General features: G+C 38.7%; 11 protein-coding genes. 3 read left to right on the forward strand and 8 right to left on the reverse strand.

The window, feature by feature from the left end; translation table 11 throughout:
- Position 1: 1 nt before the first annotated feature.
- The 4 genes from FLEMA_RS76960 to dnaK form a co-directional block, all read right to left on the reverse strand.
- The gene (locus FLEMA_RS76960) at positions 2–163 is read right to left on the reverse strand and encodes a uracil-DNA glycosylase family protein (RefSeq protein ID WP_159102681.1); all 162 of its coding nucleotides are present in this window, start codon (positions 161–163) and stop codon (positions 2–4) included.
- Between the two features lie 299 nt (positions 164–462).
- Entirely contained in the window at positions 463–996 is a 534-nt protein-coding gene (locus FLEMA_RS68280; RefSeq protein WP_229359413.1) for an RloB family protein, read from the reverse strand.
- 170 nt (positions 997–1,166) lie between these two features.
- Positions 1,167–2,498, reverse strand: coding sequence for an AAA family ATPase (locus tag FLEMA_RS0111275; protein WP_026997691.1), 1,332 nt, complete (start codon positions 2,496–2,498; stop codon positions 1,167–1,169).
- A 350-nt stretch (positions 2,499–2,848) separates the two neighbouring features.
- Complete coding sequence (gene dnaK / locus FLEMA_RS0111285; RefSeq protein ID WP_026997692.1) at positions 2,849–4,753, reverse strand: molecular chaperone DnaK; 1,905 nt, start codon at positions 4,751–4,753, stop codon at positions 2,849–2,851.
- A 442-nt stretch (positions 4,754–5,195) separates the two neighbouring features.
- On the opposite strand from dnaK, the gene FLEMA_RS0111300 reads away from it, so the two are divergent.
- Positions 5,196–6,134, forward strand: coding sequence for an NAD(P)-dependent oxidoreductase (locus FLEMA_RS0111300; RefSeq protein WP_026995508.1), 939 nt, complete (start codon positions 5,196–5,198; stop codon positions 6,132–6,134).
- Positions 6,135–6,475: 341 nt separating this feature from the next.
- On the opposite strand, the gene FLEMA_RS0111310 is transcribed toward FLEMA_RS0111300, so the two are convergent.
- Positions 6,476–7,444 (reverse strand): hypothetical protein, encoded by a 969-nt coding sequence (locus FLEMA_RS0111310; RefSeq protein WP_026995509.1) that lies wholly within the window; start codon positions 7,442–7,444, stop codon positions 6,476–6,478.
- Between the two features lie 125 nt (positions 7,445–7,569).
- Between FLEMA_RS0111310 and FLEMA_RS68285 the strand changes: the two genes are divergently transcribed.
- Positions 7,570–8,028, forward strand: coding sequence for a hypothetical protein (locus FLEMA_RS68285; RefSeq protein WP_044171272.1), 459 nt, complete (start codon positions 7,570–7,572; stop codon positions 8,026–8,028).
- Positions 8,029–8,130: 102 nt separating this feature from the next.
- Positions 8,131–8,946, forward strand: coding sequence for a Cof-type HAD-IIB family hydrolase (locus tag FLEMA_RS0111340; protein WP_026995512.1), 816 nt, complete (start codon positions 8,131–8,133; stop codon positions 8,944–8,946).
- Between the two features lie 79 nt (positions 8,947–9,025).
- On the opposite strand, the gene FLEMA_RS0111345 is transcribed toward FLEMA_RS0111340, so the two are convergent.
- The 3 genes from FLEMA_RS0111345 to FLEMA_RS0111370 form a co-directional block, all read right to left on the reverse strand.
- Positions 9,026–10,135, reverse strand: a complete 1,110-nt coding sequence (locus FLEMA_RS0111345) for an XdhC family protein (RefSeq protein WP_026995513.1) — start codon at positions 10,133–10,135, stop codon at positions 9,026–9,028.
- A 297-nt stretch (positions 10,136–10,432) separates the two neighbouring features.
- A complete protein-coding gene (locus FLEMA_RS0111360) occupies positions 10,433–12,688 on the reverse strand; it encodes a GH92 family glycosyl hydrolase (RefSeq protein ID WP_044171274.1) in 2,256 nt (751 codons plus the stop codon).
- 3 nt (positions 12,689–12,691) lie between these two features.
- Entirely contained in the window at positions 12,692–14,896 is a 2,205-nt protein-coding gene (locus tag FLEMA_RS0111370; RefSeq protein ID WP_026997693.1) for an alpha-N-acetylglucosaminidase, read from the reverse strand.
- Between the last annotated feature and the right edge of the window lie 32 nt (positions 14,897–14,928).

The raw sequence follows: 14,928 nt of genomic DNA on the forward strand, positions 1-14,928 counted from the left end.
CTCAAAATTTATTGTCTGTGCTTCCATAATAAAAATCAAGTCGCGGACTTTTTTTGTTTGTCACTTGAAAAGCTGGAAATGTTCCAATAATTAATTTGGTCGTTTTTTCATTTATAGAAGGAAGTCCTATTTTGTCATTGAATGGGTGTGTTTCTATATTCATGATTGTTGTCTTTTTAGCATTACTTATAACGGCAGTCTGTGAAAAACTCAAAATCTAAGTCTTTAGATTGTAATAGTTGAAAGTTTCTCGGATAGGTGTCCGAGTATAAAAAGGACTCAAGTTAGTTTTTTCACAGCCTGACGGTTTGCAGCTTGGCGAAGTGGCAGGAATTTTACCACAAAACTTGATTTGAAAAACTGATGTTTGATTAACCTTAAAACTGTCTTTGGAACACGAAACCCCGCCTTCTGGGTAGGTGCTGTTATAGGCTGGGCTGGCGTTCTTGTTGTGGTCTAGGACTATATATACTTCAATAATTCTTTAACAAGTCTAAATACAGTGGTGGATGACTCTTCATTTGCAGGATTAGTATGGTCAAAAAGGTCGTAATTCCTTTCTGCTCTAGAAATTGCTAAACGCTTCCTCTCCTTATTTATTTTTTTGTCAATACCGTCAAGCACTTCAAAAATTTCTTCCGTTATTGTTTTGTTACTTTCACCTTCGTATGTTAGTCCAAATGGTTTTAAAAGTTGATTGATTTTATTGTTGTAATCATTTCTATTCATTCCACCACCTTGATGGTCGTCAAAATGAAGTATGAGCCAATATTCAAAAGCTTGATTTGAATATGCAACACCAAAACCGTTTCTTTCAGCAAGTTTTACTGCATCATTGAATTTTTTTGCATGCTTAGGGTTATCTGGCTTAGGGTCAGCATCAAATACACACCAAACTTGTTCGTATGACCTTTCTTTTGATAATTGAACTGCTCTTTGAACTAATGATATAGTGTTATAACCTTCACCAACTGGTTTGATTGTGGCAGAAGACAACTTGAATTGTCTAAAATATGATGGCTCTGTATTTTCACCTTCACATACAATTAGTATTGTTGGCCTTTCAGAAATTTTCGCCTCACTTCTTTACTAATACAGGTTCTGCTCGTCTTTTTGTTTTTAAAGATTCTTTATGTGCCTTCTTTGCTGCTATCTGTTCAGCTTGTTTATTTTTCATTTTCATCTTGTGGCAATAAATTTTTGTGAATTAAATTGTCAAAGAATCCAAGAAATGGAACCGCACCATATTTACCTCTGATGTAATTGTCCTCAAAAGCCTCATTTTTTCTTACTGTCTCAGACTTAAAGTCAGCCAACGAATATAGTTTAGCCTCTCCGTATTTGTCTTTTTCTGTAAACCAAACTTGGTCTTTTCTAAACAAACCTGAGCTTAACAAATTTGTGTCGTGAGTGTTGAAAATAAGTTGTGCATTTTTAGGATTGAGTTTTTTTGAATTGAATAATGAAACTATTTTACAAACTAAATTTGAATGTAGTTTTGAATCTAATTCATCAACTACAAGAGTATATCCATTTTCAATTGAATCTAAGACAGGTCCAGTCAATGCAAAAAACTTTCTTGTTCCAAATGATTCATCATCATCAAGAGAGAAGTTAATATTCCCAATATGGTGCTTAGAATTGTCAAACTTTTTATGAGTAGTCAAAATATCAGAAAAGAATTCTGCATTATCCTCTTTTGATTTTTTCAAAATCATTTCTCTCAATTCTTTAGGCATATCCTTTGGCAGCTTTGTGACATCTAGCATCTCAAGCTTAATATCTTGAATTCCTAAATCAGCAGCCTTGAGTAATTCAAGAATTCTTTCTTTATGCTTTGGGTCTTTAGTTTTACCCATAGTGTAGCCTTGATAACCTTCTTCTTTAAGTCCAGAAATTGTCTTGAGATTTTTGAACCATTCAATAATATTCTCGCTAGTCGTATCATTGAATTGAGCCGCTACCGATAGAAGTAAAGCATTATTTCTAATCAATTCTTCTCTAACTAATGTTGCACCTTTTGGAAAATTTCTTGAATGAATTTCGAAATTTTGAAAATCTCTATAAAATAACTCAACTTCTTTTGTTTTTGGCTTGTGATATAGCCACTCTGAAACAACTTGGTCTTTATCAACTTCAAAACCATAACGAAACATTTCCTTTTTGTACAAAAAGATTACTTCAAACTCACTAGGTTGTTTCTCACTTTCGTTATTTAATTTAAATGGTTCCACATCAATTTCTTCCCCTTTTTGACTTTCTTTTGAAGAATTGATGGCAAAACGCTTCATGAACATTAACGCCTCAATAAATTTGCTTTTTCCACTTGCATTCGCTCCGTAAACAACAGCACTTTTAAGAATTCTAAGATTGTAAATATTGATGTCAGAAATGTTTTCTGTTTCTCTAGTTTCTTTGTCGTAATTAGATGCGATAAGGCTCAGTGTGGCCTTTTCTTTAAATGTTCTAAAATTTCGAACTGAGAATTGAATTAGCATAATATATCGTTTTATTGCAATTTACCCGCAAATATAGCCTTTATTTTGCAAAAAAATACATTTTAAAGTATTTTTTTGATAATTTTTCATTGGTCAAATACACAAGCAGTCTTTTTGAAACTTGAAGTTTGATGGTTTGACGGTCTTCCTACGCTTGCCTGTAACAAGTATATAACCACAATATACCCAATAATTTACTAAACTATTGCGTCTATCCAACCCAATATAAGGATAAACACCACAAAAAAAGTGTCACAAAATCTCCTTCCAAAAACTGAAAGATTCCTTAAAGGAGATTTTGTAACACTTTACTATATTTAGCCAAAGGCTAAGAGCCGATTAACGACTTCTTATTTTACTTCTTCAAACGGAACGTCTTCTGCTTGTGAAGAACCGCCGCCTGCGTTAGCTGATTGACCGGCATCGCCTGTTGGCTGTGCGGTGTCGCCACCTTGTGCATACATTTCTTGTGATGCTGCCATCCAAGCGTTGTTCAATTTTTCGAGAGAAGCATCTATTGAGGCTACGTCACGTGATGCGTGAGCTGTTTTCAACTCTGTCAATGCTGATTCAATCGCAGATTTGTTGCCTTCCGAAAGTTTTTCGCCGTACTCTTTCAATTGTTTTTCTGTTTGGAAAATCAATGAATCAGCTTGGTTGATTTTTTCGATTTTTTCTTTTTCTGCTTTGTCTGCGGCTTCGTTTGCTTTTGCTTCTTGACGCATTTTTTCGATTTCGGCATCTGTCAATCCACTCGATGCTTCAATACGGATGTTGCTTTCTTTGCCTGTTCCTTTGTCTTTTGCCGACACATGAAGGATACCATTGGCATCTATATCGAATGTTACTTCTACTTGTGGTACACCACGTGGTGCTGGTGGAATACCGTCGAGGTGGAAACGACCCAATGAACGGTTGTTGGCTGCCATCGGACGTTCGCCTTGTAAGATATTCAATTCTACTGAAGGTTGGTTGTCAGAAGCTGTCGAGAATGTTTCTGATTTCTTCGTAGGGATTGTTGTGTTGGCTTCAATCAATTTGGTGAATACACCACCCATAGTTTCGATACCCAACGACAACGGAATAACGTCTAGCAACAATACGTCTTTTACCTCACCTGTCAACACACCACCTTGTACGGCTGCACCAATCGCTACAGCTTCGTCAGGGTTTACACCTTTAGATGCTTTTTTGCCCCAGAATTTCTCTACTTCTTCAACTACACGTGGAATACGTGTTGAACCACCAACCAAGATAACTTCGTCGATGTCGGAGTTGCTGTAACCAGAGTTTTTCATGGCACGACGGCAAGGCTCTAACATTCTTTGAATCAAAGAGTCTGCTAATTGCTCGAATTTAGCACGTGACAATGTACGAACCAAGTGCTTAGGCATACCATCTACAGGGAAGATATACGGCAAGTTGATTTCGGTAGATGCACCTGATGACAATTCGATTTTTGCTTTTTCAGCAGCTTCTTTCAAGCGTTGTAATGCCATAGCATCTTTACGCAAATCTACACCTTCGTCTTTTTTGAATTCGTCAGCCAACCATTCGATGATAACTTGGTCGAAGTCGTCACCACCCAAGTGTGTATCACCGTCGGTAGATTTTACTTCAAATACGCCATCACCCAATTCTAAAATTGAAATATCGAATGTACCACCACCAAGGTCAAATACAGCGATTTTCATATCTTTACCACCTTTGTCCAAGCCATAAGCCAATGCTGCGGCAGTTGGTTCGTTGATGATACGTTTTACTTCCAAACCTGCAATAGCACCCGCCTCTTTGGTAGCTTGGCGTTCTGCATCGTTAAAGTAAGCTGGTACTGTAATAACCGCTTCTGTAACTGTTTGTCCTAAATAGTCTTCAGCAGTCTGCTTCATTTTTGTTAAAATCTGAGCAGAAATTTCTTGTGGTGTATATAAACGGTCACCAATACGAACACGTGGAGTGTCGTTTGAACCTTGTTCTACTGAATAAGCAATCGTTTTTAATTCGCTACCTACTTCCGAATAACGCTTACCCATAAAACGCTTGATTGATGAAATCGTGTTTTTAGGGTTTGTGATAGCCTGACGTTTTGCTGGGTCACCAACTTTACGTTCTCCATTTCCGTTATCTAAAAAAGCTACGATTGAAGGTGTAGTACGACGACCTTCTGAGTTAGCGATTACGACTGGCTCGTTTCCTTCCATTACTGCAACGCAAGAGTTGGTTGTGCCTAAGTCAATACCGATAATTTTTCCCATTGTTAGAGTGAATTAATTATTGTTAAATATCTTTTTTTGTTCCTTAAAACGGTCAAATGTTTTTAGACTCGCATGCTGAGTCTATTTGTTCTTCTTCGCTTTTCATCTGACTTCGTGTAATTATTTAACAATCATAATGCCAAGTCTATTTTGAGCTTTTTTTGCTGACAGATTGTCATAATTAGCGACATTTTATTGCCATTTTTTCGGAAAAGTCTTTGTATGTCTTTTCCAAAATGGCAGAAATAACCTTGTTTTGGCACTGACAGCTTAGAGGAATACTTCGGACAAATTGGCCTCTTGGGGCTAAAAATGGCTCTTGGTTCTTAATTTTTCTTGCTTTTTTGGTTAGATTGCCCCTTCACCGCTCTTTTAGGGCTATGGTGTTTGACCAAAATTGACTACTTTTCCAAAACTTAATGTACTTCCAAAATACTATTTCATGAAAATTTTTGTCCATACCATATTCAGTGACACTGAAAAAGCCTATTTCAGGCAAAATTTACCTACTCGATACGAGCTTTGCTTTGGCAGTGAACTTTCGGAAGAAAACCGCAAGGAGGCGTTTCTTTCCTCTGATTTGTGTTTGGGGAATATACCTTTAGCTTGGGCTCAAGCTAATACTAGCCTACAGTGGCTACAATTACACTCGGCGGGACTCGATCCGTACCAGCAACTAACTCTTCCTGCTTTTCCGATTACCAATCTTAAAGGCTTTTTTGGTCAGTCGGTTGCCGAAACTGCTGTAGCGGGTATTATGGCTATGTATAGGGGTATCGACAGGCTGGCTCGTTGGCAGACTACCGAAAAATGGGTTGGTACGCCTATGCGTGCTAGTTTACATTTGTTAGAAAACGCTAAAGTAGGAATTTTGGGCGGGGGGGCTATTGGCCTAAAAACAGCCAAAATCTTAACGGGCTTCGACTGTGATATTAAAATATTTTCTAGAACTGCCAAAGGTGATAGCATTTTGAACATCAATACGCTTGGGCAGTTTTTGCCAGATTTGGATATTCTGGTGGCTTGTTTGCCCGAAACACAGGAAACTATCGGGCTGATTAATAAATCTTTGCTTGAACTGCTCAAACCTTCAGCTCTTTTTGTGAATGTTGGCCGTGGCTCGGCTGTAGATGAAGAGGCTCTAATTGATATTTTACAGGAAAACAAAATCTTTGGGGCGGTATTGGATGTGACAGCCACTGAACCTTTGCCTCCACACCATGTACTCTGGCAGATGCCTAATGTGCTGCTAACACAACATACTTCGGGTGGATGGGCGGAGGAGAACCTGAATAAAATCAATTTCTTTTTGGAAAATCTTCAGCGTTTTGAAAAAGGTGAGCCTTTACTCAATATGGCCAATTTAGAAAGAGGGTATTAATGGTGAGTGAGTGCATTGTGAGTGAGTGTTCATTGACTTACTTATATATTGACTTTTGGACGATGGGGTTCGATATTTGCTTTGTCGACATGAGTTATCCCGAATGTTGAGGTAATTTAAAATAGAGACCTATTTTTTGATCTAAATATTCGGGATAACTTATGTTTTCATATTAAATTTCAGAATCACTAAATCACTAATTCACAATTCACTAATTCACAATTCACTAATTCACAATTCACAATTCACTAAATCACTAAATCACAAATCACTAAATCACTAAATCACTAATTCAGGATGACTTATGTTATTGACGTTATCTTTTCTGCAAAAAATCCTGTTTAAAAAAGACCTATTTTTTGCATTAGCTTTGTTGACATTTTGGACTTGCTAGAAATATACCGAACACTTGCTCCAAAATAGGGGGCGGTTGAAGGGGTAAATGAATCAATGTTGTCGCCTGAGGCATTGAAATACCTCAACTGACGAAACGTGACAAGTCCGCCTTCTAACGACACATTGAATACCTTTAAAATATGGGCATTGGCCGACACCGTAAATTTGATATGTTGGTAGTTTTCTTTGCGAGGGAGTTTTTCATTGAAGGCTATATCCTGAAAACCTCCGCTAAACCCACCCAAAACCGCATTTCCACTTACATTGAACCATTCGTTTATTTTGCGAATACCGTTTACCTGAAATGGCAAAATACCCGAAATACGCCAATCTGAATTTATCTTTTTGTTGAACCCAAAAATAGGAATGAGTCTAAAACGCTGGTTATACACTACTACCGTTCCGTAGAGAAGCTGAGAGTTTAAACCAAAAATCCGCATACGGGCTACGCCGCCCCACATATAGGGTTGTGGCGAAAAAAAGGTTTCGTTCGACTCGGTAACGCCCAAACCTCCACCATAAAGCCAAAATTTGTCGCGCAAACTTGCCTTTAGCTGAATAACTCCCACCGAAGCCGTTTTAAAACCACCAGTAGGCGTTTCTTTATTGTCGATAGTAGTATTTATTTGGGCTAAATTGGCTACCAAAAAAGTATGCTTTGCCTGAATATCCCATTTTTTACCAATACCAATACCTACATTCAGGTCGGTGCTAAGTGGTACAAAACCCAATATTGAACTACGAGTAAGGCCGTATTCGTGCAAACCGTCATAGCCTACACTCGGAATCGCCTCGGTTTTGAGGGTAATATTGGGATAAAAAATCTGACTCAACGAGTTATTTTGAGCTTCTGATTGATAATAAGAAATTAATAAAGCAACAATCACCAAGATTTTGTTCTGTGTGGTAGTCATAGGTATTTTTTTTATTCTGGAAACGCTTTTGACGTTTAAAAAGTATACGCAGTTATTTCTGGTTTTCCCAGAATTATATTTTAGCTTTACGCAGTATATCGTATCTATCTAATTTTAACCTATCTATGAAACCCCTCCGCATCGCATTTTTGTTCCTATTTGCCTGGCTAATAAGCTCTTGCAGTAAATGTAAAGACATAGCTTGCTTTTCACCTCCAGCCTCTTTTCGTTGTAAAGTTCTAAATACTAAAAACGAAAATATTAGCTCAAAAACACCATACTCACTTCGTTATACCAGCAAGGGCGTTGCTAAAACGATTGACCTAAGACTTGTTACGCCAAACACAGGAGAGGCTTTTTTGAGTACCGACGAAATCGGTTGGCTGAGTGCAGGCAATGAAAAAATCACCAACTATATACTTCTGTCGGGCGAAAGCCAAATTGGAACACTGACCTATGTCAATCAGCATCTTGATGACGATTGTTGTTCGTTTTATAAAACAAGTCAAATTTTGTTCAATAGTACATCTGTCCTAGAAAACCTCGACGCTGATTATTGTTATTTATTGATTATCAAGCCATAAATTGGGCTTATTCAAGCAATAATTGTGTAATAAAAGGAATCTTCTTCTGAACTTATTGGGGGTATTTTTTTGCCTATATTTTTGTAAAAAAAGTATATCCCGATGAAATATAAAATGTTAGTGTTGGACATGGACGACACACTTCTGACAGATGACCATATCATTTCTGAGAAAAACAAAACCATGATTCGCCAAGCCCAAGAAATGGGCGTTTATGTAGTATTGGCCTCTGGCCGACCTACACCCGCTATGATTTCGTATGCCAAAGATTTAGACTTGCCTGCGTTTGGTTCGTATATTTTGGCCTATAACGGGGCGGTGATTATTGAGATGAAAACGGAGGAAGTGCTATTTGAGCAAAGTATTAGTCAAGAGCATATCCATGAATTATATGATTTTAGCGTAGCCAACAATGTCCATTTGATTACCTATCTCGACGGAGCAATCATTGCCTCTTCCGAGTCGGAATATATTGATATTGAGGCTCAGCTCACAGGAATGCCTTTGGTAAAAGTAACTGATTTTAAGAAAGCCGTTCAGAAGCCTGCTGTAAAATGTATTATGCTTGCAGAACCTACCTATTTGCAAGAAGTAGGCGAAAAGCTCAAAGCTCAGATAACTCATAAAAGTATTACTACGTCGAAGCCTTTTTTCTTAGAAATTATGCAAAAGGGAATTGACAAAGCGGCAAGCTTGGCTCGATTAGCTCAAAAGCTAAATATTACTGCCGAAGAAATTATTGCAGTAGGCAATGCCAACAACGACCTCAGTATGATTGAATATGCAGGCTTGGGGGTTTGGGTAGATAATGTAACACCCGAGCTACGTGATAAAGCCAATGTAATTGTTGCTTCCAACAACAACGATGGCGTAGCAGAAGTAATAGAACGCTTTATTTTGGAAGGCGAACTCGTTTAGGGTTTATCCATAAAAAGGTAATAGCCTGATAGCAATATAGTTGTATTGGTTATTACCTTTTTGTATCAATATTTATAACCTATTCATAAATTGGTTTTTTGCGCAAGCGTAAACGGCCACCGTCACGCTTGGCAAAAAATGCCCGTATTTCTGCCACAATCGAAATAGCGATTTCTTCGGGGGTATTTGCTCCGATGTCCAAGCCAACAGGTGTGGCTATTCGCTGAAGCTCTTGCTCAGAGAAAAAACGACCCTCTTCGTTCAATTTTGTAAACATTTTGTCGGTACGCTTTTTGGGGCCAAGCATACCAATATAAGGAATAGGGGTATCTATAAAGTACCGAAGATTGCCAAAATCAGTTTCATAATCATGAGCCATTAGCAAAGCCACCGTAAAAACGTCGATAGCTACTTGATGTCCGTTCTCTTTGGCAATAACAGCGTCTGCTAGCTCAAATAACGACTTATGTACCTTCAATGGATTACAAACTACCGAAACCTTCCAGCCTACTTCTTTGGCAATTTTTACCATTGGATAAATATCATAATTGCCTCCATATACCAACAAATGCGTTGCAGGAACAAGCACCTCCACAAATATAGTAACCCGCTCTCCTGTTGCTAGCTCAAAACTATAACTCTTTGATTTCGTTAAACTTAATACTTCATCTATAGCCGTTATCACTTCCAAAGCAAGAGATTTATCAGGAAATTTTGCCTTAAAGCTATCTTCATTGTCGTAGCGAAATACCTGCCCCAATACTAAGCCAGGATGCTGCGATTCGGTAACAGTAAGTAAAATAGAAGGTAGCCGTTTTTCAATAATATCTTCGAGTACCCTTACAGGATTTTCGGTGTTATTGGCATCTAAAGGACTGAGTAATACATCGATAATACCATTACAACCCAAGCCAACCCCAATCTGGTAGGGGTCGTCGTCGGTGGTATCGTAAGTAACAATAGTAGCTTTTTGTTGAGCCATGGCCAATCTTGCCCTTTTCAAAGCATCGCCCTCCAAGCACCCGCCACTAATCCCTCCTATCCATTCACCTGCATCAGTCACCAGCATTCTGGCACCAGTTCGGCGATACGACGACCCTTCTACCCTAACAACGGTTGCTAAAGCTGCCTTTTTTACCTGAAAATCTATCTGTTTATATGCTTCAACAATGGCTTTTATCTCTTTCATTCAGTCAGAATAATAAATATGTTCATAAGATTATTTGCCAAATGTAACCGCTTATTCTGATTTTTTCAAACGAATTTCACACATTACTAATGTTATATTAATCGTGCAAAATAGGCTATTTTACTAACTTGAAGTATTAGTTGCCAATAGGTGTGTATTCTGACTTTTTTTCTATTATCATTCCATAAATTGCTGTTTGTGTTATTATCTGTCTGAATTTTTATGATTTTCTATTAGCAAACGAATAGACTCGTTTGCTAATGGAAAACCCTTTATGATTACATTATTTTCAATCGTTTATTTTCCCCACTTTTCATTAGGTTTAGTTCCCATTTTGAAGACGAGCGTACCTCCTTGTAATATTTGCTGATGTGTGAGCAAATACTTATTATATGGGACTCCGTTGAGGGTAGCAGATTGTATATAAGGGGCATTTTCGGTATTGCCGATTGTCTTTATCGTAAACTTTTTACCATTGGGCAACGACAAACTTATTTCATCAAATAAAGGACTGCCTAATACATAATTGGGCGTACCTGGGCAAACAGGATAATAGCCCATCATACTAAATACAAGCCAAGCAGACATTTGTCCGCCGTCCTCATTGCCGCTCAAACCACCTGCCGAAGTATCGTATTCTTCTCTAATAATTTCACGAATCTGCTTTTGGGTTTTCCAAGCTTGGCCAGCATAAGGGTACAAATAGGCAATTTGGTTGTTGGGTTCGTTGCCATGCCAGTAATACCCTTGCTCGAATAAAGTATCGAGTTTTTCTATAAATCGTTTTTTTCCGCCAATATGATTGATAAGTCCTTGTACATCGTGTGGTACATAAAAAGTATATTGTGCAGGCGAGCCTTCGGTAATAAAGCTAGCTCGTTGGGCAAATGGGTCAGACTTTTCGAGCCATTTGCCATTGGCGTAGCGTCCTCTGGCATAACCACTCATGGGTTCTATTACATTTTTGTAGTTTTGTGCTCTTGCATTTAAGGCTAGATAGTCGCTTTGTTTACCTAATTTTTGGGCAACTTGTCCTAATACAAAATCGTCGTAGGCATACTCTAAGGTACGAGATACTTGCTCTCGTTTATGAAATGCTTGCCAAACAGAATCTTCTAAAGGAATATAATTGTACTGTAAATACGATGCCAAAGCCCGACGACCTTTGCCCTCTTCGTAGCTTTTGGCATTGGTATTTACATCAAAGGCATTCTTACGCATATATATATACGCTGTATTAATATCAAAGCCTTTGATACCTTTCAAATAGGCATCGCCAATGGCTGCAATAGCGTGGTCGCCTATCATAGCGGCGGTATAATGGTTCCAGCATGGAAAAGTCGGTAGCCACGTACCTTGCTCGGCCTTTTTGACCAACGACTGCATCATATCGGCAGTTTGTCGAGGTTCTAATAAGGTATGTAAAGGGTGTACCGCCCGATAGGTATCCCATAGGTTGTAGTCTTCATAATAATCAAATCCTTGGGCATATTCTATTTTGGCCCCACCTGCAAACTGCGGATAAGCCCCGTCAATATCTGAGAATACCCTTGGCGTAAGCTTGGCATGGTACAAGGCGGTATAAAATAGTTGCTTGTCGTCTTCACGGCCTTTTAGAGTAATTTTGCCTAAAGATTGATTCCAAATATTGGCTGTATTGGTTTGGACTTTTTCAAAATCCCAATCGGTAATTTCAGTATCCAGATTTTTTCGAGCTCCTGCTATACTTGAAAACGATGTTCCTATTTTTACTTTTACTGATTGAGTATTAAATTTTAGGAATGCTCCTACTTTTTCTTTTTTGCCAGTACCTTGTACGGCTGTCGACTTTGGAGAGATAGCGTCGTTGAGCCAAGTACCAAAATCTTGAAAATCCTGTTCAAATTTTACAACAAAATAGCCACTAAATCCTGCGGGTTGTCCCAAACCTTGGTAAATTCTGTGAACAGGGTTATAGCCTACTATTTCTTTTTTTTCTGGAAAAATCTGAATAAAACCTTCTCCTTCGTCTGAATTAGGTTCTATTAACACATAGTTGTCGTTGGTACTATTGAAGGTGAATTTTAAAAACCCAGAACGACAAGTAGCGGTCATTTCGGCTTTGATTTTGCTTTCTATTAGCTCTACTTTATAATATGAAGGTTTTACGATTTCTTTTTTTCTATCAAAACTTTCACCTCTTTTTACGGGGTCAGTTTGTAAATGCCCCGACATTGGCATAACCGTGAGGCTTCCATAATCTTGGACACAACTACCATTCATCCAGTGAGTGCCTCGAAAACCCTGAATTTTGGTATCGTTATAATAAAAAGGAGGAATACATTTTTGTTCGGTAGCACGGGTTTGAGGTGTCCAAGTGGTCATACCTTGTGGTACACCGATAGCTGGAACAATTTGCCCCTTGGTTTCAGAACCAGCTTCGCTGTGTTTCTGTGCACTTTTTGTAGTGCTTGGGGCAGACCCTACCAATGGATTGACATAATCCATTGGTTTTTTTTGGGCAAAACTCCCTAAAGGAAGTAACAAAACGAGAAGAATTTTTTTATCAATCATTTTTTATTTTGAGTATGCTGCTGCTATTTTTTGATAGTATTTGTCGTAAAGTGCTTTGGCTACAAGGTTGGCATTACCAGTAGGTTGTGTTGGAAAGCTTTTTTGGGTAGTTACCCATTGCCATTCCCACCGACTAATTTCCTTCTCGAAAGCTTCGGTATTCACTTCTTCGCCTTTGGTCAAAGCCGTTTTTACTTTTGCAAAAAACTGTTGCCAGCGAGGCTTATAAAAATCGCTCATTAGGCCACTCCACTGGCGGTTTGAATATTCGTGCAACGGGCTATTTTCGTCGCCCCATAGGGTTATTAAATCTCTAGCATTTTGCTCGTATAAGGCTTTTTCTGCTGGTGTTGTACCATTTCGGCGAGCATCAGCAATCCATTTTCCTAGCAAAAAGTCTTTGCGAGTAGCCAATAGTTGGTCTAAATCATCCATCAGCACCAAATATTCTTGGCTATATTTTTCAAAGGCAGCTTGGTCTTTGTTTTTGTAGGCAACAACCCATTTTTTTTGTAAAGGCAAAGCATAATTAGCCAAAACCTGACGGGCAATATCGACCAGATCGTACTGAAAACCATCGCTTTTACCACAATCGGCAGTAGACTCGACCATTAATTTCCAAGCAGGCAATAGCTCTTTAGGAGGATAATTGAGTTTTGTACGTGTCCATTTTGCAGCCGAATCAAAAGTTGGCCTTCCAGTAAGGATAGACTCCGCTCCGTCTCGGATTTCTTTACCATTATAGGCAGTTTTCTTTAATATCTGCCAAACTTCCTGTGTCTTAGGTGTTAGTTTGGTATAGCGATTCAAGATATAACCATCTAGCCATTTGTCTAAATCAAGAGGTTGGCTTTCCCAAACATGACGCATTGTTAGCTCGTATAATACAGGGTTTTGTTCGATAGCCTCCATGGTCAAGCCTATTCCTTTTAGGTTGCCTTTATTGGGATTATCGAGGGCATCGATAGGGCCATTGGCGACCCCTTCGATTCTGCCAAAAAGGTTTACATTGCCCCCAAAATTATGGAGCATATTCCAGACCCACGGCTTACCATAATAGGCTTGAGTTCTTTTCCAAACGGGTTCTATTTCGGAAGCTAAGTCGAGCAGGAGCATTTTGTCGTTTGGTACGGCATCGAGCAAAGCCTTGATTTGGGGTTCTTTCCAGAATTTTCTATCGCTATAAAAAAGCCATCCCTGCATTACCCAAACCGCCTGCGGGTCGGCTTGTTTCATTCCTTCATATACCCTTGCACTCAGTTTCGACAAAAAAGCTGGGTCGTCGGTTGGGGGTTCGTTTTCGTTGAAAGTATCGGCCGAATAAAAGTGATTTGTACCAAACAATGCAGTTTGTTTTTGTAAAAACCTCTTACCGATTTCAGCAAAAAGGGGGTCTTCAGAATCCAGAATATACGTATCGGCAAAACCGTTTGTCCAATTGGTTGCTTTGAGTTTGGCTTGTGGGTATTTCTTTTTAAAAGCCGAAGGCACATGACCTGTAAAAGCTGGCAACACAGGAATCATACCCAAAGCACGCTCTCTTGCCAAAATTTTGGTTTGTAGTTCTTTGTGGCTTTTCATCCAGCTAAAAGGAAGTGGCCCGCCCCAAGCATCTAAATTACCCATCCAGAACCACGAGAAATAGGCAGGTCCACTAAAAAAAGAAGCCAGATCTTGGTCGCTGAAACCCATTTCTTTATAAACCTCGTACCAAGTGTATTCTTCGCCCGTAATGGCCAAAGGCATATTGATACCATGTAAGGCCATCCAGTCTATTTCTTGTTCCCAACGAGCCCAATCCCACCAGCTCATGCTATAATTGAAGGTACAATAGTTGAGATAATAGCGGTATTCAAATGAAGTGTTTTTATGTACTTTTCCTTGAACCTTAGGTAAGTTGGCGGGTAAGTTCAGATTTGTACCATTCCAAGTTATCTGACAGTGACAATACTCATTTAAGTAGAAGTTGAGAGCCGAAGCAATACTTACGCCTGAGCTACCACGCAATACAATTTTATGTCCTTTATTTTCTATTTCAAAAACATCTTTACCATTTTCTTGTGGAATACTCGCTACCTCAAAAGCCATAGCATATTTAGGCAAAACACGTTTTATAAGTGCTTTTGAGGCCGCCAAGTCTACCTGTGCCATAGCCGAACCCGACAGCAATAGCATTACTATCAAGAGTTTTATCTTTTTTTTCATCATAGTATTTTACAGATTTTATATGCGTGAATTCT

It is taken from the genome of Flectobacillus major DSM 103 (assembly GCF_000427405.1).
GTDB classification, from domain to species: domain Bacteria; phylum Bacteroidota; class Bacteroidia; order Cytophagales; family Spirosomataceae; genus Flectobacillus; species Flectobacillus major.

Excerpts from the sequence above, each read along its gene's own strand:
- dnaK (WP_026997692.1), bottom strand. The coding sequence starts at position 4,753 with ATGGGAAAAATTATCGGTATTGACTTAGGCACAACCAACTCTTGCGTT.
- FLEMA_RS0111340 (WP_026995512.1), top strand. The coding sequence starts at position 8,131 with ATGAAATATAAAATGTTAGTGTTGGACATGGACGACACACTTCTGACA.
- FLEMA_RS0111300 (WP_026995508.1), top strand. The coding sequence starts at position 5,196 with ATGAAAATTTTTGTCCATACCATATTCAGTGACACTGAAAAAGCCTAT.
- FLEMA_RS0111275 (WP_026997691.1), bottom strand. The coding sequence starts at position 2,498 with ATGCTAATTCAATTCTCAGTTCGAAATTTTAGAACATTTAAAGAAAAG.
- FLEMA_RS68285 (WP_044171272.1), top strand. The coding sequence starts at position 7,570 with ATGAAACCCCTCCGCATCGCATTTTTGTTCCTATTTGCCTGGCTAATA.
- FLEMA_RS0111345 (WP_026995513.1), bottom strand. The coding sequence starts at position 10,135 with ATGAAAGAGATAAAAGCCATTGTTGAAGCATATAAACAGATAGATTTT.
- FLEMA_RS0111370 (WP_026997693.1), bottom strand. The coding sequence starts at position 14,896 with ATGATGAAAAAAAAGATAAAACTCTTGATAGTAATGCTATTGCTGTCG.
- FLEMA_RS0111360 (WP_044171274.1), bottom strand. The coding sequence starts at position 12,688 with ATGATTGATAAAAAAATTCTTCTCGTTTTGTTACTTCCTTTAGGGAGT.
- FLEMA_RS76960 (WP_159102681.1), bottom strand. The coding sequence starts at position 163 with ATGAATATAGAAACACACCCATTCAATGACAAAATAGGACTTCCTTCT.
- FLEMA_RS0111310 (WP_026995509.1), bottom strand. The coding sequence starts at position 7,444 with ATGACTACCACACAGAACAAAATCTTGGTGATTGTTGCTTTATTAATT.